Below are 18,878 nucleotides of genomic sequence, written 5' to 3'. Positions count from 1 at the left end.
TATGGCTGCTAATAACGTGCATATTGAAATGTTTTTCGATAAAGACAGTTCAACTTTTAGCTATGTAGTCACGGATAACAGCACTAATGCCGCCGCCATTATTGACCCTGTGCTGAACTACGATGCTGCCGCCGGCCTGATTAGCACAACAGACGCTGACAATATACTGGCCTATATTGCCGCCAAAAATCTTACCGTAGCGTGGATTTTAGAAACCCATGCCCATGCCGATCATTTATCTGCAGCACATTATCTGCATGTTAAAACCGGCGCGCCGGTGGCAATAGGTGAGGGCATTCGCAAAGTACAGCAAACCTTTAAACTGGTGTTTAACCTTAATGACGACGAATTGCTAGCCAAAGGTGACTATTTTGACAAGTTATTTGCAGATAACGAGCGCTTTAGCATAGGCAGTGTAACCGCGCAGGTAATGAATACCCCGGGTCATACCAACGACAGTGTTAGTTATTTGATTGCAAACAACCTGTTTGTTGGTGACTCACTGTTTATGCCAGATTCCGGTACCGCCCGTTGTGACTTCCCAGGTGGCGATGCACATATTCTATATCGCTCCGTGCAGCGTATTTATCAGCTGCCGGATGATACGCGTATTTTTATCTGTCATGACTATCAGCCTAATGGCCGCGAACTAAGATACCAAACCAGTGTGGCGGAGCAAAAAACACAGAATATCCATGTTAAAGCCGATACGCCTGAGCAGGAGTTTGTGCAAAAACGCGAAGCCCGCGATAAAACCCTCGCGGTACCAAGGTTAATTTATCCCTCTGTGCAGGTGAATATCCGTGGCGGCCAGTTACCAAAGACAGATCACAATGGTGTTAGCTATATAAAAATTCCGCTGAAACAATTTTAAGCAGACGGCTTGTTGTAATTGGTGCCGCGCTTGCTGCGGCTTATTGCTTTAGCGTAATCTGGCGGCAAAGCAAATAAACAAGGTTACAGCATGAGAATAGCGTTGTTGGGGCTTGGCGATATTGCGCAAAAAGCCTATTTACCCTTAATAGCGGCTATGCCGGGCATTACACCACTGCTGTGCACCCGCCAGGCGGCTGTATTGCACCAGCTAATGCAGCAGTACCGTATTAAAGAAGGCTACACAGAGCTTACGCAGCTAATTGCTGCTAAGCCTGACGCTGTAATGATCCACAGCAGCACCGACAGCCATTTTGCTATCGCCACGCAATTATTGCAGGCCGGTATCGCGGTGTTTATTGATAAACCGCTCAGTTACAACCTGGCTGAATGTGAGCAACTGCTGGCACTGGCGCAGCAGAAAAACCTGCCATTATTTGTTGGTTTTAACCGCCGTTATGCACCCTTATATCAGGCTGCTTTAGCCACACCGCCAATACAACTGCACTATCAGAAAAACCGCTATAACCTGCCAGCGGATAGCCGCACTTTTATTTATGATGATTTTATTCATCTGCTGGACTTTGCGCTTTATGCCGGTGGTATACAAAACCCGGCACAGTTGAAGCCGCAGGTTTATGGCAGTTATACCGGCCGGCAACTGGCTAGTGTTCAGGTACATTGGCAATATCAGGGCGCGGCGTTTTCTGTATCAATGAACCGCATAGCCGGAAATAGTTTTGAGCGGCTGGAATACTTTGGCGCAAATCAGCACTGGCAAATTGATAATCTGGTGCAGGGGCATTACGCCGCTAATAACCAGCAGCAGTTACTTGGCTTTAATGACTGGCAAAATACCTTGTATAAGCGCGGTTTTGTTAACATGCTGCAGGCTTTTGTGCTGAAGTTGCAGCAAGGTGGTACTAACCCGGCGATGAATCAGGCGGCGCTGTGCAGCCATCAGCTGTGTGAAAAGGTAGTGCTGCAACTACAGCAAGATAGCACCAGCTAAAAAAATGGCCGCTCAAAGGGTTGGGACTCTGAGCGGCCAATTACCACAAAAGGTACCACGCAACCGGCATACTATATAACTGCCATGTCGCGTGCTTTGATACAACGCAAGAATAACCTCGTTAGCACTGCCTGCCCAGCGACAAAATGTAAGTGTTTATAACCGGCGTAACAAATCCTGCGGCATGAGCCAAAGCATATATAGCAAGTGGTAAAGCTGATAAACTATGACGCTATTTTTTGCTAAGGGGGCAGCAGTGCGTTACCAGTGGATTTTGTTTGATGCCGATGAAACTTTGTTTCATTTCGATGCGTTCAAAGGGTTGCAGTTAATGTTTTCCCGCCAGCAATATCAGTTTAATGCAGACGAATACCAGTATTACCAATCAATTAACCTGCCGCTGTGGCAGCAATACCAGCAAGGTGAAATAAGCGCTAAGCAGCTGCAGGTGAACCGTTTTACGCCCTGGGCCGACAAACTTAATACCAGTGCTTCAGCGCTGAACAGCGCCTTTATGTTGGCAATGGCGGATATTTGCACGCCGCTGCCGGGCGCTACTGAGCTGATAACGGCCTTAAAAGGTCGGGTTAAGCTGGGTATTATTACTAACGGTTTTACTGAGTTGCAGCAAATCCGCCTTGAACGCACCGGTTTTGCCGATGTATTTTCACCGCTGGTGATCTCTGAACAGGTGGGTGTAGCCAAACCTCATATTGATATTTTTAACCATGCTTTTGCCTTAATGGGTCACCCGCCAAAACAGCATATTTTAATGGTGGGCGATAACCCGCATGCAGATATACAAGGCGGCATTAACGCCGGCATCGACACCTGCTGGTTAAACCGCCATTGTGCACAGCGGCCACAAGGCATAACGCCGAAGCATGAAGTCAGCTCACTGCTGCAATTGCAACAGTGGCTGACAGGTTAGGGGGCAGCAAAAGCAAACCGGCCCGGCTGATTCAGAGCACTATTTAATCAGCTGGTATTGCTGTGCCGCGGTGTCGGTTTGCAGGCCCAAATGCCCCAGCACGTAGTTATAGCTGGCATTTTCACCCCATATACTGCTGCTGTGAATACCGTATACCAAACAGCTGCCGCTGCCACACACCACCTGATCGCTGTAACTTTTGATTGAATACACTTTCTGAGCAAAGCTTGTGCCGTACAAGCTATCCAGTAACGGGCTCGACACCGATAAACCCGCACTGCCGCAGGTAGAACTCCATACATTGTACGGGTAAACACCACAACTTAATAAGCCGCGAAACGCGCCGGCAATACCAACAAAACTGTTTACCTGTGACGCTATCGCCAGCTTGTCTATTTGCTGTGCCGCCAGGGTAGCGCCCATTGAATGGCCGATGACATCTATTTTGCCGGTGCAGGAATTGGCTAAGGCCTGTTGCAGTGCATTGCGTACCGGTGTTTCTTCGCTGCCGCTGTGGTCATTGCAGGCGGCACAGCTTTTCGAACCCCAGTCCGGCCGGTAAATATCGCTGCTGCTGTAGCCTTTGGTCAGTAAGTAGTTATAGGTGTTATCCCAGCTTGCTGGCGTGGCGGTATTGCCATGCACCAGCACCACCGCATCAACACAGGCCGCCTGCAGCATAAGGCTGCAACTGGCCAAAACGGTAAAAAGGGTGGTAAGCAGATATTTTTTATAGTTATACATGGTGTTAGCTCCTGTTGGGTTGCAAACTAAGCTAAGCAGTTGGCGAAAAATGCACCATAGCACTTTAGTGCTGGCAAACATTAATAAGCAGGTTGCTGAATATATTTACATCCTATAAGTTAGGTATTTAATGCAGTGTGGCGCAGAAATATAACGCATGCTTATTTTTCTAGAACATGATAATCAAGGTCAGGTATTTGTAGTTATTTTTCAATGCGCTACCTTGGTGTGTTTCCTCTATAGGAATTGAGGAAATGAGCATGCTCAAGAATAAAATGTTAAGTTCAAGGAGCAAGTATTGGAACTTTGTGAAACATCTAAAGATTACGAGTTACTGACTCAAAAAATTTATAAGGCAATTCTTGAATCCGAAGGTGTAGAGAATATTGCTGTACGGCACGATGTAAAGATAAAAGGGAAATCTGGTGTTGAGCATCAAATAGATGTTTTCTGGGAGTATCGATACGTAGGTGTAAGCCATAAAGTCTTAATCGAATGCAAATACTATACAAAGCCTGTTTCTCTTATACACGCAAGAAATATGTTGGGATTGCTAAGTGATATCCCTAGTAGTCAGGGGTTAATTGTCACCACACAAGGCTTTCAATCCGGTGTAATTGATTTTTGCTGTCATTATGAAATCAACCTGAAGAAAATTAGGCCTCCACAAGGTTCTGATTGGGATGGATGTATCCAAATTGTGAATGTGAATGGTGAACTGTATCAGAATCAATATTTAGATATGAAGCTGGCCTTTGACGGCAAAGATACAGATACAAAGGCATACTTTGATATGCACGGCAGTCAAATATCATTCAATGTTTACGACTCTTCAATTAAAGATGGCGGGGTAGTTAGTTTTATTGGGGAATGGCTGGACTCAAAGATTGTAGCTAACTTGGGTCAGCTAAATACTCCAAATACTGAAGTAATTGAACCAGAGAACGCCTATATAGTTTTGCCTACAACTGAAAAGCTAAAAATCAAAAGTGTTACTGTTCTGTGGCAATTAAATAAACAAGAGCTATCCATTTCTGTAGATGCAATGGATTTTGTTCATGCAGTTCTCGAAGACTTTAATAGTGGTGAAATTGAATACACTCTCAACAAAGAGCATTACAAGTAAAGGCTGCCGGACTGCTTCGCAGCCGCAGCTTTAAGCGTTATGTGAATAAGCAAGCCGGGCTCCGGTATTATTTCGGATTTAACAGCTCAGCTTGATTTAAAGGAGCTATTTACAGCCACCGATTCGGATACCTTTGCCCGGAAATAAGCCGATGGTATAGCACCCCGAACGCCACAATCAGAAAGGCTCCCGCAGCCACTGGCATCACCAGGAAATCCCATTGTTCGCCCGCGAGCATTACGACCAAAGGATTGGCCCCTGCCGGTGGGTGAGTGTTATTGGTTGCCAGCATCAAGCCTACCGCTAGTCCTACTGCCAACCCCATAGACCAGGGTGAAACGCCTGCCAAGGCCGCCACAGAAAGGCCGATCGCAGTGGTTAACAGGTGACCGACGATGATGTTTCTGGGCTGTGCCAGCGGGCTTTCCGGCAATCCGAATAGGATTACCATGGTTGCGCCAAAAGGAGCCATCAACCAAAGAGTGGAGTTGTCGTCGCCACCCAGACTGCTCAGAGCGGTAATACACAGCATTGCTCCGAGGCCTGCTATCAGTGGGACAAGTAAGCGTGAAGTGGTCAGGCGTTGGTGCATAGGTAAAATCTCCATGTGTAGACAGATTGGTCTACCTATAGTAGACAGTGTTGTCTACTTGTGTCAAGATGCAAAAAGTCAGGTGTGATTTGGGTATAACTATGGATAAACAAGAACTGCTGGTTCGTACCGCCTTTAAATTGTTCTACACCCAGGGTATCCATGCTGTCGGGGTGAACCTGGTATTATCGGAATCCGGTATAGCCAAGAAGACGCTTTATCATCATTTTCCCAGCAAAGAGCATCTGGTGGAGGCGGCCGTCCGCTACCGTGATCGTAACTACCAGGCTTGGCTTATATCGAGACTGGAGTGTGTTTCTGTGGGCAAATCTGCCTTACTGGAGCTTTTCAACGCCCTGGATGACTGGTTTCACAGTCGGGTGCCGGATATCGACCACTTCCACGGCTGTTTCTTCATCAATGCCTGTGCTGAGTATGGCGACCGGGACAATGCGATCCACCGGGCCTGTGGCGAGCACAAGGCTGGCATAACAAAGTTGATTCAAGAGCATGTTGATAAATTGTCCCTTCCAGAGGGAATAAAAAAGGAGATCAGAAACCTGGTGGTTTTGCTGAAGGAGGGAGCAATCTCAACGGCTCATGTCGGGGGAAATCTTGATGCGGCATTAGAAGCCAAAGCAATACTGGAAACCATTCTGAATAGTTATACCGGGGAATAAGCCGGCGACTAATAAACGGGGGCAGATAAAAACTAAAATCCTGAAAAATTATGTTTAAATTTTATCTGACCCTAATCATTGAGAGACGCTATGAACATACGAAAACTTCTTGGCATAGAGTTGCCGATCATTCAGGCGCCAATGGCAGGTGTTCAGGGGCATGCGCTCGCCGTTGCAGTTTCCAATGCCGGAGGCCTCGGATCGCTCCCATGTGCGATGCTAAGCACAGAGAGTTTGCGCAATGAACTGGAAAAAATCCGCAGTCAAACCACAAAACCATACAACGTTAACTTTTTCTGCCATAAGCCTCCCACACCTGACAATGAAGCCGAAAGAAACTGGCGGCAGACACTTTCGCCGTATTTCAGTGAGTACGGCATTGATGTGAACACAATAGCCAGGCAATCGGGGCGCTCACCATTTAGTGTTGAAGCTGCCGATGTGCTTGAGGAGTTTAAGCCACCGGTTGTAAGTTTTCACTTTGGCTTGCCAGAACCTGAGCTGCTTGAACGGATACGCGGATGGGGCGGGAAAATCCTGTCTACCGCCACAACTGTTGATGAAGCTCTGTGGTTAGAAGCGCACGGAGTTGATGCCATTATAGCTCAAGGGATCGAAGCGGGTGGACATCGTGGTTTTTTTCTATCAAAAGATATTGTTACCCAGGTAGGCACTTTTGCGTTGATTCCGCAGATCGTGCGATCGGTGAGTGTTCCGGTCATCGCGGCTGGTGGTATTGCCGACGCGCAAGGAGTTGCCGCTGCTATAAAGCTGGGGGCCAGTGCTGTACAGATCGGCACAGCGTATCTACTGTGCGACGAAGCCACAACAACGGCAGTGCATCGCACAGCCTTAAAACAAGATTCTGCTCGGGTTACTGCGCTTACCAACCTGTTTAGTGGGGGGCTGGCTCGTGGGATCGTGAACCGCTTAATGTGTGAACTTGGGCCAATAAATCATATAGCCCCTGATTTTCCTTTAGCATCGGCTGCCATTGCCCCGCTGCGTGCGAAGGCTGAGAGCCTGGACCGCGGCGATTTCTCGCCTTTGTGGGCCGGGCAAAACGTAAGCGGCTGCAAAGAGATTTCAGCAAAGCTGCTTACAAAAGAATTGGCAGGTTTATAAAGCCGCTCTTCAGGCCGACTCAGCGGCCAATCTTTTATCTATCAGCAAGATAGACTGCTTTATCTGTCATCATGGTTTTGCGGTTGATAAGTCGATGCCGCTGAGTTGTTTCTATCTTGCTGTTTCTGAGTGTTCAGAGTATTTTCAATGTGTTGTATGACAGTAACCAGGTTGTCTCGGTGTGCTGGTTTGCTGTTTGCGATTTTGGAAGATGGTTAATTAAAACAAGGAAAAACACTATGAGATCTTATGTCGCGGAGTTTATCGGTACTTTCTGGTTGGTGCTGGGCGGGTGTGGCAGCGCTGTATTGGCTGCGGCCTTTCCGGAGTTAGGTATTGGTTTTGCCGGCGTGTCGTTAGCTTTTGGTTTAACGGTATTAACCATGGCTTATGCCATTGGCCATATTTCGGGTTGCCATTTAAACCCTGCTGTATCAATTGGCTTATGGGCCGGCGGCCGATTTGCGGCGAATCAGTTGTTGCCTTATATAGTGTCACAGGTGTTGGGGGCTATAACTGCTGGTGCTGTACTGTATTGCATTGCCACCGGCAAAGCTGGTTTTGATGTATCGGCAGGTTTTGCCTCCAATGGCTATGGCGCGCATTCGCCCGGCGGTTACAGCCTGCAGGCGGCACTGGTGACGGAAGTGGTGCTGACCATGCTATTTTTGGTTGTCATTATGGGCGCAACTGATAAACGTGCCCCGCAGGGCTTTGCGCCGATAGCCATAGGGCTGTGTTTAACGCTTATTCACCTGATCAGCATACCGGTAACTAACACCTCGGTTAACCCGGCGCGTAGCACCGGTGTGGCGGTGTTTGTTGGTGACTGGGCCGTTATGCAGTTATGGCTGTTCTGGTTAGCTCCGATAGTTGGCGCTATAGCAGGGGCATTGATATATCGTTATATCAGTGGGCCCAAAACTGCATAGTTATTAGCGCTGGCCTGTTGGCAGTTACAATTAGCTTTGTTGTTTTTGTTGTAACTGCCACATCCGTGCATATTCACCGTTGGCGGCCAGCAATTCGTTGTGGCTGCCTTGCTCAGCCAGCCGGCCGTGCTTTAATACGATGATATTGTCGGCATCAGTAATAGTAGATAACCGGTGTGCTATTACCACACTGGTATGATTGCGGGCTACTTCGCGCATGGCTTGTAATATGGCTTGCTCGGACGTTGAGTCGAGCGCTGAAGTGGCCTCATCAAATACCAGAATCGGCGATTTCTTTAAAATAGCCCGGGCAATAGCTATACGCTGCTTTTCGCCACCAGATACTTTTAGCCCGCGCTCGCCTACCTGAGTAGCATCGCCGTGCGGCAGGCTGTTGATAAAGCCGCGCAGGTGGGCTAAGTCTATCGCTTGTTCAACCTCCTGCTCGCTGGCATCGGGGCGTCCATAGCGGATATTGTCACGTATGCTGCTGTTAAACAGCACGGTGTCTTGCGGCACTATGGCAATAGCACGGCGCAGGCTGTCCAGTGTAACTGTGCTGATATCCTGATCATCAATGCTGATACTGCCGCCGCTGATACGGTAAAAGCGGTATAGCAGCCGGGCGATAGTGCTTTTACCGGCGCCACTGGCGCCCACAATCGCAACCTTGCTGCCGGGTGGTACCGTAAAACTTAACTGCTGCAAAATAGGGCGTTCATTCTGGTAAGCAAAATCGACCTGCTGGAAACGGATACTGCCGTTAGCAAGCTTGAGAGTGGTGGCATCCGCTACGTTGGTAATATCCGGTTTGCGCTTAAGTAAGCCGAGCATATTTTCTAAATCTGTTAACGCCCGGCGGATTTCGCGATAAACAAAACCCAAAAAGTTAAGCGGTAAAAATAGTTGGATCATATAAGCATTCACCATCACTAAATCGCCCAGCGTCAGCTGTTTACTAACCACTTCATCGGCGGCTAACCACATTAGTGCGGTAATAGCCGCAGCAATAATCAGTGCCTGGCCCGAGTTTAATGCCAGCAGGCTTAAGCGGTTTTTTAAGCGGGCTTGCTCCCACTTTGCCAGAAAGCTGTCATAGGTTTGTGCTTCGTAGTGCTCGTTATTAAAATACTTTACCGTTTCATAGTTCAGCAGGCTGTCAACGGCGCGGCTGTTAGTGGTGTTATCGGCCTGGTTGGCTTCGCGGGTGTATTTGTTGCGCCATTCGGTAATAACCACAGTAAAAAAGATATACACCGCAACAGCCAGCACGGTAACAACAGAGTAAAGCGGCGAGAACAGGGTAGCGAAAATCAGCGCTACTGCCAGAATTTCAAATAAGGTTGGCGCGATATTAAACATTAAAAAGCGCATTAAGAAACTCAGGCCATTGGTGCCGCGCTCAATATCACGGCTAATACCGCCGGTTTGCCGGTCCAGGTGAAACGCCAGCTCTAAACTATGCAGATGCTGAAATACCCGCAGGCCCAGCTTGCGCATGGCATGCTCGGTTACCCGGCCAAACAGGGCATCGCGTACTTCGCCAAAAAACACACTGGCAAAGCGCAGGCCACCATACAGCAATAACATAGCCAGAGGCACAACCAGCAAATTGTGCTGGCCCTGATCGAGTGCATCGACAATGTGTTTCAGTGCCAGTGGCATTAGCAGGGTGGCGGCTTTAGCGGCAACTAATGCCAATAAAGCCAGCAATACGCGGTATTTAAATTGCCACAGATAAGGCCATAACATGGCCAATGTCTGTTTCAGGCTGGTTGCTTCAGGTCTTTTCGCGGGTTCAGGTTGTTTTGCAGCAGAGCGCATACCGCGCATAGTTGATCCTTGTTACCTCATCAGGCATAGGTGCAAAGGTACGCTGTATCTACTGCTACCTGCAACTGAAACTTACTGTCGGCTGGCACAGAAAAATGCTGGCCGCGGCTAAAGGTTTGCCAGCCGTTTGCTCCCGGCAGTAACACGGTAAGCGCTCCGCTTATCACTGTCATCACTTCATCCTTGCTGGTACCAAACTCATATTCGCCCGGTGCCATTACACCCACTGTTGCCGGTAACTGCTCGCCCTGAAAGGCAATAGAGGCAACTTTGCCATCAAAATATTGATTTACGTTAAACATATCGGGCTCCGTTAATTATGGTCTGACACAGTAAACCTGATCCTGACGCCAGATGGAAGTAGTGCCTTAAAATTAGATGGCTTTACGTCTATTTAATTTACATCTTGATGTAAAACAGTTGGTTAGTGTGGTGTAAATTTTATTGACGGTTAGATGTAAGAAAATAAGCGAAATTAAGCAGATAAAGTTAATGAATCTGCCATAAAAGCGCTTTATATTCAGATGTCCTTAATAACACCTCCAGGGAGAACACATGAAAATCAGGACGCTATCAGCAACTATTGCCATGTTATTGGCACCGGCAGTAAATGCCGAATTGTTTATTTCCGAATATGTAGAAGGCTCTGGCAACAATAAAGCGTTGGAGTTATATAACCCAACCAATAGCGCAATTGCATTAGATACTTACAGTATTCAGGTCTATTTTAATGGCAATACTAGCGCAGGTACGACAATTAACCTTACTGGCAGTATTGCTGCAGGGGCAACTTTTGTTATTGCCGATAACGACTCGGCAGCAGAGTTATTAGCATTAACGGATTTGCAGGTAACACAAAGCCTGTGGAATGGTGACGATACTATTATATTGAGAAAAAATGGTGTCGTGCTGGACTCAATAGGCCAGTTAGGCGTTGACCCAGGCTCTGCTTGGGGCTCAGGCAGTATTACCACCGCGAATGATACGCTGCGCCGTGCCGCCGTTAGTTATGATGCCAACCCAAATGACAGCTTTGACCCGGCTGAGCAGTGGCTGGGCTTTGCCCAGGACGATTTCAGTGACATCGGCTTATTTAATGGTGAAGGCGGGGGCCCCGGGCCGGATCCTGAGCCAGAACCAGAGCCGATATTAGCCTGTGGCGAACCGGCAACGCCGATTTATGCTATTCAGGGTACCGGCATGGCAAGCCCGTTGGTGGGCGAAGTGGTGCAGGTTGAGGCTGTGGTAACGCAAACACTATCTGGTTTACGCGGCTACAATATTCAGGCCCTTGCTGCAGAACAGGATAATGATCCGGCCAGCTCAGAAGGGGTGTTTGTTTATGTAAATACTACCGATATAGCGGTAGCAGAAGGCCAGCGTGTACGCTTACTGGCAACAGTAGCTGAGTTTAACGGCCACACGCAACTGACCAATGTTGCTGCCAGTCTTGATTGTGGTAGCAGCCCATTACCGGCGCCTACCCCGTTAAGCCTGCCGGTTAGCAGCCTGGCTGAGCTTGAAGCCGTAGAAGGCATGCTGGTTAGCTTTGAGCAGCCATTAACAGTAAACGATACCTTTACTCTGGGCCGCTTTGGTGAACTGACATTAGCCAATGGCCGCCGCTATACGCCGACTCAGGTTGTAGCTCCGGGTGCCGATGCTATTACACTGGCGGCAGAGCATGCGTTGAATAAAATTGTGTTAGATGATGCCAACAGCTCACAAAACCCTGAAACCGTGCCTTATCCCACCGGCGGTTTGTCGGCGGCAAATGTAGTGCGTAGCGGTGATACGGTGCTTAACCTTACCGGTACCGTGCATTACGGTTTTAATGAATACCGCATTATGCCAACGCAAAGCGTTAGTTTTATCCACAGCAACCCCCGCACTGCCGCGCCGGAACTTTCTGCCGATGGCAATGTTAAAGTGGCCAGCTTTAATGTGCTGAATTACTTTAATGGTAATGGCACAGGTGGCGGCTTCCCGACGGCACGGGGTGCGGATGACACCGTAGAGTTTGAACGCCAGCGGGCTAAAATTCTCGCCGCTATGGTGGCAATGGATGTCAGCGTTATTGGCCTGATGGAAATTGAAAACGATGGTTACAGCCAAACGTCTGCTATCGCTGATCTGGTGCAGGGTTTACGTGCAGCTTCCGGCAATAGCAGTTGGCAGTATGTTAGTGCAGCAGGCCCGGTGGGTACAGATGAAATAGCGGTAGGTTTAATCTACCGAGCTGATCAGGTACAACCTGCAGGCGAGCTGCTGATCCTTGATTCAGTAAATTCAGCTAAAGACGGCCAGGGCGTGGCTTTGTTTGATGATGGCAGTAACCGGCCTATGCTGGCACAGCGTTTTAACCTGATAGAGAATAACGCTGAGTTTGCCGTGATGGTTAACCACTTAAAATCTAAAGGCTCTTCGTGCGGTGCTGCAGATCCGGATACCGGCGATGGCCAGGGTAACTGCAACCTGACACGTACCCGTGCAGCTGAGGCAATCGGTATTTTTGCTGCAGAGCACTTTGCCGATATTCCGGCAGTGGTAATGGGTGACTTAAACGCTTATGCCAAAGAAGATCCTATCACTAAGTTGGCACAGGCCGGTTATATCAACGTGTTTGAAGCCTTAGGCAAAGTGCCTGGCCATGGTTATGTGTTCTCTGGCTTATCGGGCTCACTGGATCACGCCTTGCTTAATGATATGGCGTTGCAGTATCTGGCAGATGCGACTAAGTGGAATATTAATGCCGACGAGCCAATAGCGCTGGATTATAACATTGAGTTTAAATCACCCCAGCAGCAACTTGACTATTATGCAGCTGATGCATACCGCTCGTCAGATCATGATCCGGTAATCGTATCGTTTAACTTGGCAGGTGCTTTACCCCCACTGGACGCCAACCTGGAACTGCTACGCACTGTGCGTGCCCGTTTTGGCATGAGCTTAGTGCAACTGAACTGGAGCGGCGATGCGACAGGGTTAACTCTGTATCGTGACAATGAAGCGGTACGTAATTTAACCGCACCAGGGCGTATTAACGATAACTTCCGCTCTGAAGCGCCAAGCGTGACCTATAAAATTTGTCAGCAGGCTACATCCAGCTGTTCAGCTGAATTAGTGGTGAACTTTAACTAAGTTTATTGCTGCAAATAAAAAACGCCGGTGTGAAAACCGGCGTTTTTTATTAATTAAAAACTAACTTAGGCAGCCTGATCTTTCTCTACTGCACCAGCCCCTTGCTGGGTCAGGGTTTTATCTGCAGCCAGATATTCAGGGTCAAAGTCATCAACATTGATGGCAAATAAACGGCCACGTTCTGCAACCCGCAGCTGCTCTGCTTCGGCTTCGCTAATCACTTTTAGCTGCAAACCTAACTCAGCAACTTCATTCAGACGATAGAACGGCATACGCTTACCAGCAGCATGGGTAACCTTATCAAACACCGGTTCAGCCGCCAGAACATCCAGCAATGCCTGCTCCATTAAACCTAACTGGTTTAACGGTTCGTTTTTCAGGTATAAATGGTGGCCCAGGCGTGAACGTGCTTCGCCCGGTGTTTGCATAATGCGGGCAACTTTGTGCTCAATAACATCTGACGCTTTGCGTAAGGTGCGGCCCCACGGGAATACCACCCGTTTTAATACCACACCGATTACACGGTTCGGGAAGTTATCAAACAGCTCATTCAGTGCCAGCTGGGCTTTAGCCAGATTGTCTTCACAGGCCCACTGTACCAGCGGTAAATCGTCAATTTTACGGCCTTCGTCGTTGTAGCGCTTTAACACTGCTGATGTCAGATACAACATACTTAAAATATCACCCAGACGGGCAGAGATACGCTCGCGACGTTTTAAATCACCACCTAAAGTACCCATAGCAACATCCGACATCAGCGCTAATGCGGCACTAAAGCGGTTCATTTGCTTATAATATTTTGCTGTTGCATCGCCATAAGGCGCGCTGCTAAAAGCACCGCCGGTTAATGACAACCAGAAGGTACGGAAGAAATTACTGATAGCAAAGCCAATATGGCCAAACAGCGCTTTATCAAATGCCGTTACTGCTGCGCCCTGATCGTCTAACTGGGCAGCTTGCAGTTCGGCCAGTACATAAGGGTGGCAACGAATAGCACCCTGACCGTAGATAATCATATTACGGGTTAAAATATTGGCGCCTTCAACCGTAATAGCCACCGGAGCGCCCTGATAACCGCGCGCCAGATAGTTGTTAGGGCCCATACAAATGCCCTTACCACCGTGGATGTCCATCGCATCAATGATGGCCTGGCGCATCCGCTCTGTCATATGGTATTTGGTAATGGCTGAAATTACTGATGGCTTCTCGCCTAAATCTATTGAGCCAACTGACATCGTGGTAGATGCATCAGCCATATAGGCATAACCGCCAATACGGGCCATCGCTTCTTCCACACCTTCCATTTTACCAATCGGCAATCTGAACTGGCGGCGAATGCGGGCATAAGCGCCAGTGGCCATAGCTACGGCTTTAATACCGCCGGTGCTGTTCGATGGCAGGGTGATAGCGCGGCCAACAGACAAACACTCTACCAGCATACGCCAGCCCTGACCGGCCATTTTCGCGCCACCGATAATGTAATCCAGCGGCACAAAAATATCTTTACCCTGGGTAGGGCCGTTTTGAAACGGCACGTTTAGCGGAAAGTGACGGCGGCCAATTTTTACGCCCGGCGTGCTAACAGGAATAAGCGCACAGGTAATGCCCAGCTCTTCTTTATCACCCAGCAGTTTTTCCGGGTCATACAGTTTAAATGCTAAACCCAGCACAGTCGCAATAGGCGCCAGCGTGATATAGCGTTTGTCCCAGGTCAGGCGCATACCAATGACTTCTTCGCCTTCCCACTGGCCCTTACAAATAATACCGGTATCAGGAATAGCACCGGCGTCTGAGCCGGCTTCCGGGCTGGTCAGGGCAAAACAGGGCACTTCCAGGCCTTTAGCCAGGCGTGGTAAGTAATGTTTTTTCTGCTCATCAGTACCGTAGTGTTGCAACAGTTCGCCCGGGCCTAATGAATTAGGTACACCAACGATGCTGGATAACACCATGCTCTTGCTGGTCAGTTTTTGCAGCACACAGGATTGCGCATAAGCCGAAAACTCCAGGCCACCATATTCTTTTTTGATGATCATGGCGAAGAAGCCTTTGTCTTTTAAATACTGATAGACTTCAGGGGTTAGGTCAGCACGTTCATGTGTGGTGTGCCAGTCATCCATTATGGCAAGTACTTCTTCTACAGGGCCATCAAGGAATGCCTGCTCTTCGGCGCTTAAACGCGGCACCGGAAAGTTATGCATTTTGTGCCAGTCCGGGTTGCCACGGAATAAATCAGCTTCCCACCAGGTCGTACCGGCGTCGATAGCTTCTTTCTCAGTGCTGGACATTTCCGGCATGATTTTCCGGTACACTTTCAGCAGTGGTTTAGTAAGGTATTGCTGGCGCACTGCGGCAATATTCAGCGGCAGCGCAATCAATAAAAATACTATCCAGCTTACTGCGCCAACAACATCTAATGCAGTGCCTGTTGCCAGTATTACTGCGATAACGGCGGTAAACATTGTTAAGCTGGCGCGGTTATACGCCAGTATGCCAATTGCGGCGATAAGTACCGCACAAAGAACTAACCCTTCCATTTTTTTCTCCCAGTGAGAGGTCTGACCACTATGCGGTTAGAGTAAAACGCTTTAACTAAAGTTGCAAGCCTAAAAGCAGTGGTTGCACAAAGTGATTGTCAACTTTCGCTGCAACTCTTAGGTTATTACGTTTAAGCATAGCCGTTTGGCTCAATTTCGCCGCAGCACTTTAACTCAGCTAAGGACGCGGATGTGTGAATTACTTGGTATGTTGGTTAATGTGCCAACGGATATTTGATTTAGTTTTACAGGCTTAAAAGAGCGGGGCGGGCACCTTTTGGTATTTCCCGGCTGTCGGATGTTGATGTGGATATTGATTTTAGCCTTGAAACCACACCGAATGATGTGGTCACTATTATTGCTACCGGGCCACTGACCAATAATGAACAATGACATAAGATGGCTGCCGGAGAAAGCCAGCTGTTTCGCTATGGTGAACCGCTGGCCTGAACTGAGGGTGTCAGATCCAATTTGTGCAGTTGTACGTCGAACTGCTCAACATTATCTTCACCGCGCCATAAACGCACCAGCAAGTAATCCAGCTCTGGCGCTACCCAGGCGTAAATCTGCTTATCGCTGTTTTCTTCAATGCGGGCGATACGTAAGGTTTTAATATTGCCATAAGGCAGCGGCAGCATTTCTTCGGCCACCACTTTATAGTGATAAGGCTTGCTGTCGCCGTGCCGGTTTAGCACGTTGTAGGTAAACTCGGTTTTGCCGGCGCGTAAATCCAGTACCAGTTGCATCTGATAACTTATCTGATCCAGCCAGTCACTCTGCCATTGTGTTGCTTTTGGCTTACGCGCTTTGCCTTCACTTAATACTTTGGCAACTGGGTCGAGGTTTAGCTCGTAGTAGCGGTTTGGGCCAGTGCCGGAGCGTGTCATAACATAGCGCAATGGCTGAATAGCACCATCGGTTACGGTAAAGTCAGATATTTCCTGGCGGTTATCAGAGAATATCATCCAACTGATATCACTGCTGTAACCCAGTTGATAGCCTTGTTCTGTGGTTTTTAAATAGCGGTTGGCTTCACCATGTTGTTTACCTGCACGATACACTAAGTAATCGGCATTAAAACTGCTTAACGGTACGGTTTCAGCACGGGTTGCGCTGCAAAAGAGTGTCGTTATTACAACAAAAGGCGCCCATAAGCGCCAGTTAGTCTTCGTCTTCATCATTGGCATAACCGTTGGCTGCTAATACATTGCCGTCTAACCATGCCTGATCTGAGTGCTGTTGTAAACGGTTTTGGCAAAACCAGCGTACAACCAACGGATAAATCCGGTGCTCCTGTTCATGTACCCGCTCGGCAAGGCTTTGCGCATCATCATCGGCAAATACCGGCACTTTAGCCTGCAAAATAACCGGGCCACCATCAAGCTGCTCGGTAACAAAGTGTACACTGCAACCATGCTCGGTATCACCGGCATCAATGACGCGCTGATGAGTTGTTAAGCCCTGATATTTTGGTAAAAGCGAAGGGTGAATATTAAGCAGGCGGCCGTTAAAATGTTGTACAAAAGCCGGCGTAAGAATACGCATAAAGCCGGCTAATATCACCAAATCTGGTTTGTGCTGCTCAATAGCATCAGCCAGTGCCAAATCATATTTGTCGCGGCTGGTGTAACTTTTATGGCTTAGTACCTGCGTGCTGATACCGGCTTCACTGGCGCGTACCAGCCCGTAGGCATTAGCTTTATTTGAAATCACGGCACTGACTTTACCAGGGATAAAACCACTGCTGCAGGCGTCTATAATGGCCTGCAGGTTTGACCCGCTGCCGGAAATCAGTACTACGATAGATTTCATCGGTTGCCTTATTCGTTAATAATAACCAGCTCATCACCTGCCGCTGCAGACTGGATTTCGCCCAGGTGCCACACTGTTTCGCCGGCATCACGCAGTATGCTGATGGCCTGCTGCAGTTTGTCCTGTGGTACCACTACCAGCATGCCAACACCACAGTTAAAGGTGCGGTACATTTCGTGGCGGCTGATATTACCCTGCTGTTGCAGCCAGTTGAAAATGGCCGGCCACTGCCAGCTCTTACCATCAATAACAGCTTTGGTATTTTCCGGCAATACGCGTGGAATATTTTCCCAGAAGCCGCCGCCGGTAATATGACACAAAGCATGCACCGGGGTTTGTTTAAACAGGCTAAGCAGGTTTTTCACATAAATGCGGGTAGGCTCCAGCAGGTGATCTGCCAGGGATTTACCTTCGAGCATAGTATCCGGGTTCTGACCGCTGACTTGCAATACTTTACGGATTAACGAAAAACCGTTGGAATGCGGGCCGGAAGATGCCATGGCGATTAATTGATCGCCCGGTTGTACTTTACTGCCATCGATAATATCTGCTTTTTCCACCACACCAACACAGAAACCGGCGATGTCGTAATCTTCGCCGTGATACATGCCCGGCATTTCTGCGGTTTCGCCGCCTACCAGCGCACAGCCGGACTGATAACAGCCTTCGGCGATACCGTTAACGACTGCTGAGGCAGTATCTACATCCAACTTACCTGTGGCGTAATAGTCGAGGAAGAACAGCGGCTCAGCACCTTGTACGACCAGATCGTTAACACACATGGCCACCAGATCAATGCCTACGCCGTCATGGCGTTTTAAATCCATCGCCAGGCGCAGCTTGGTGCCTACACCGTCAGTGCCTGATACCAGCACCGGTTCTTTATAACCGGCCGGAATTTGGCACAGGGCGCCAAAACCACCTAAACCACCCATAACTTCAGGGCGACGTGTGCGTTTGACTGCGCCTTTAATACGTTCAACTAACGCATTACCTGCGTCAATATCAACTCCGGCGTCTTTGTAGCTTAACGATGTTTTCTGCTCGCTCACGGCAATCCTCGAATGACTGAAAGTGGAAAGGCTAAAAATTGGCGGCATTTTACCTGCTTAACGCCGCCGACAAAAGCCTTACTGCATAGCATTTGCCATAGCTTGCTTTACATAGTCATATAAACTGATGCTGTTGTCGCGGGTAAACTTGTGGTAACACACTGAAGCAAATGGAAATTCTTTGTCATTCAGCCGTATATAAACAAAAGGCGCTTCGCTGTCGCTCTGATCATGTTGCCAGTGGCCGCCAACATTGGCGATAAATAACTCGCCAATATAAGCACCGATAATGTTACATAAGGTAAACACTACCTCGGCCGAATGGCGCTGCTTTTGTTCCCTGCTGTGTAATTCTGCCAGCAAAACATCAATTTGCTGCAGGCTGTCTATGCTGTGATCCAGCGTTAATTGGTGCTCTTCTGCGGCATATTTTACCGCGTCTGCGGCCGCGGCCTGCATTAAGTTATTCAGTTCTTGTTGTTGCATAATTG

Annotated in this window: 17 protein-coding genes and 1 pseudogene; 9 read left to right on the top strand and 9 right to left on the bottom strand. The window is 48.5% G+C overall.

Features of this window, described 5'->3' with window-relative positions; all coding sequences use genetic code 11:
- The first annotated feature begins 1 nt into the window (after position 1).
- The 3 genes from MJX74_RS14100 to yjjG all read left to right on the top strand — a co-directional run bounded on the left by MJX74_RS14100 (position 2) and on the right by yjjG (position 2,816).
- Positions 2-874 carry an MBL fold metallo-hydrolase gene (locus tag MJX74_RS14100; protein WP_240223455.1) on the top strand — a complete coding sequence of 291 codons (873 nt, stop codon included), beginning with the start codon at positions 2-4 and terminating at the stop codon, positions 872-874.
- Positions 875-964: 90 nt separating this feature from the next.
- Positions 965-1,885 (top strand): Gfo/Idh/MocA family protein, encoded by a 921-nt coding sequence (locus MJX74_RS14095; RefSeq protein WP_240223454.1) that lies wholly within the window; start codon positions 965-967, stop codon positions 1,883-1,885.
- 226 nt (positions 1,886-2,111) lie between these two features.
- Positions 2,112-2,816, top strand: a complete 705-nt coding sequence (gene yjjG, locus MJX74_RS14090; RefSeq protein WP_240223453.1) for a pyrimidine 5'-nucleotidase — start codon at positions 2,112-2,114, stop codon at positions 2,814-2,816.
- A gap of 39 nt (positions 2,817-2,855) precedes the next feature.
- On the opposite strand, the gene MJX74_RS14085 is transcribed toward yjjG, so the two are convergent.
- Complete coding sequence (locus MJX74_RS14085; RefSeq protein ID WP_240223452.1) at positions 2,856-3,560, bottom strand: esterase/lipase family protein; 705 nt, start codon at positions 3,558-3,560, stop codon at positions 2,856-2,858.
- Between the two features lie 298 nt (positions 3,561-3,858).
- Between MJX74_RS14085 and MJX74_RS14080 the strand changes: the two genes are divergently transcribed.
- Positions 3,859-4,686, top strand: coding sequence for a restriction endonuclease (locus MJX74_RS14080; RefSeq protein WP_240223451.1), 828 nt, complete (start codon positions 3,859-3,861; stop codon positions 4,684-4,686).
- A 109-nt stretch (positions 4,687-4,795) separates the two neighbouring features.
- Here the strand turns inward: MJX74_RS14080 and MJX74_RS14075 are convergent, their stop codons facing one another.
- On the bottom strand, positions 4,796-5,278 hold the full coding sequence (locus MJX74_RS14075) for an HPP family protein (protein ID WP_240223450.1): 483 nt from the start codon (positions 5,276-5,278) through the stop codon (positions 4,796-4,798).
- Between the two features lie 101 nt (positions 5,279-5,379).
- Here MJX74_RS14075 and MJX74_RS14070 point away from each other — a divergent pair, with 101 nt between their 5' ends.
- The 3 genes from MJX74_RS14070 to aqpZ all read left to right on the top strand — a co-directional run bounded on the left by MJX74_RS14070 (position 5,380) and on the right by aqpZ (position 8,015).
- On the top strand, positions 5,380-5,958 hold the full coding sequence (locus MJX74_RS14070) for a TetR/AcrR family transcriptional regulator (protein ID WP_240223449.1): 579 nt from the start codon (positions 5,380-5,382) through the stop codon (positions 5,956-5,958).
- 90 nt (positions 5,959-6,048) lie between these two features.
- A complete protein-coding gene (locus MJX74_RS14065; RefSeq protein WP_240223448.1) occupies positions 6,049-7,083 on the top strand; it encodes an NAD(P)H-dependent flavin oxidoreductase in 1,035 nt (344 codons plus the stop codon).
- Positions 7,084-7,322: 239 nt separating this feature from the next.
- Positions 7,323-8,015, top strand: coding sequence for an aquaporin Z (gene aqpZ / locus MJX74_RS14060; protein WP_240223447.1), 693 nt, complete (start codon positions 7,323-7,325; stop codon positions 8,013-8,015).
- A 30-nt stretch (positions 8,016-8,045) separates the two neighbouring features.
- On the opposite strand, the gene MJX74_RS14055 is transcribed toward aqpZ, so the two are convergent.
- Both MJX74_RS14055 and ppnP read right to left on the bottom strand, forming a co-directional pair.
- Positions 8,046-9,848 (bottom strand): ABCB family ABC transporter ATP-binding protein/permease, encoded by a 1,803-nt coding sequence (locus MJX74_RS14055; RefSeq protein ID WP_420851409.1) that lies wholly within the window; start codon positions 9,846-9,848, stop codon positions 8,046-8,048.
- Positions 9,849-9,868: 20 nt separating this feature from the next.
- The gene (gene ppnP, locus MJX74_RS14050) at positions 9,869-10,150 is read right to left on the bottom strand and encodes a pyrimidine/purine nucleoside phosphorylase (protein WP_240223446.1); all 282 of its coding nucleotides are present in this window, start codon (positions 10,148-10,150) and stop codon (positions 9,869-9,871) included.
- A gap of 253 nt (positions 10,151-10,403) precedes the next feature.
- On the opposite strand from ppnP, the gene MJX74_RS14045 reads away from it, so the two are divergent.
- A complete protein-coding gene (locus MJX74_RS14045; protein ID WP_240223445.1) occupies positions 10,404-12,989 on the top strand; it encodes an ExeM/NucH family extracellular endonuclease in 2,586 nt (861 codons plus the stop codon).
- A 65-nt stretch (positions 12,990-13,054) separates the two neighbouring features.
- On the opposite strand, the gene fadE is transcribed toward MJX74_RS14045, so the two are convergent.
- The gene (gene fadE / locus MJX74_RS14040) at positions 13,055-15,523 is read right to left on the bottom strand and encodes an acyl-CoA dehydrogenase FadE (protein WP_240223444.1); all 2,469 of its coding nucleotides are present in this window, start codon (positions 15,521-15,523) and stop codon (positions 13,055-13,057) included.
- A 279-nt stretch (positions 15,524-15,802) separates the two neighbouring features.
- On the opposite strand from fadE, the pseudogene MJX74_RS21780 reads away from it, so the two are divergent.
- A pseudogene (locus MJX74_RS21780) lies at positions 15,803-15,916 on the top strand (class II glutamine amidotransferase); the annotation flags it as partial.
- 35 nt (positions 15,917-15,951) lie between these two features.
- On the opposite strand, the gene MJX74_RS14035 reads toward MJX74_RS21780, so the two are convergent.
- From MJX74_RS14035 to MJX74_RS14020, 4 genes are all read right to left on the bottom strand, one after another.
- Positions 15,952-16,704: a DUF3108 domain-containing protein gene (locus tag MJX74_RS14035; protein WP_240223443.1), complete on the bottom strand. Its 753-nt coding sequence runs from the start codon at positions 16,702-16,704 to the stop codon at positions 15,952-15,954.
- A complete protein-coding gene (gene purN, locus MJX74_RS14030) occupies positions 16,685-17,335 on the bottom strand; it encodes a phosphoribosylglycinamide formyltransferase (protein ID WP_240223442.1) in 651 nt (216 codons plus the stop codon). The genes MJX74_RS14035 and purN overlap by 20 nt, the downstream gene beginning before the upstream one ends.
- Positions 17,336-17,343: 8 nt before the next feature.
- Complete coding sequence (gene purM / locus MJX74_RS14025; protein WP_240223441.1) at positions 17,344-18,387, bottom strand: phosphoribosylformylglycinamidine cyclo-ligase; 1,044 nt, start codon at positions 18,385-18,387, stop codon at positions 17,344-17,346.
- A 78-nt stretch (positions 18,388-18,465) separates the two neighbouring features.
- A complete protein-coding gene (locus tag MJX74_RS14020) occupies positions 18,466-18,873 on the bottom strand; it encodes a hypothetical protein (RefSeq protein WP_240223440.1) in 408 nt (135 codons plus the stop codon).
- Between the last annotated feature and the right edge of the window lie 5 nt (positions 18,874-18,878).

The organism is Rheinheimera hassiensis (assembly GCF_022436675.1).
GTDB classification, from domain to species: domain Bacteria; phylum Pseudomonadota; class Gammaproteobacteria; order Enterobacterales; family Alteromonadaceae; genus Alishewanella; species Alishewanella hassiensis.
This window is presented reverse-complemented; position numbering and strand designations above follow the sequence as displayed.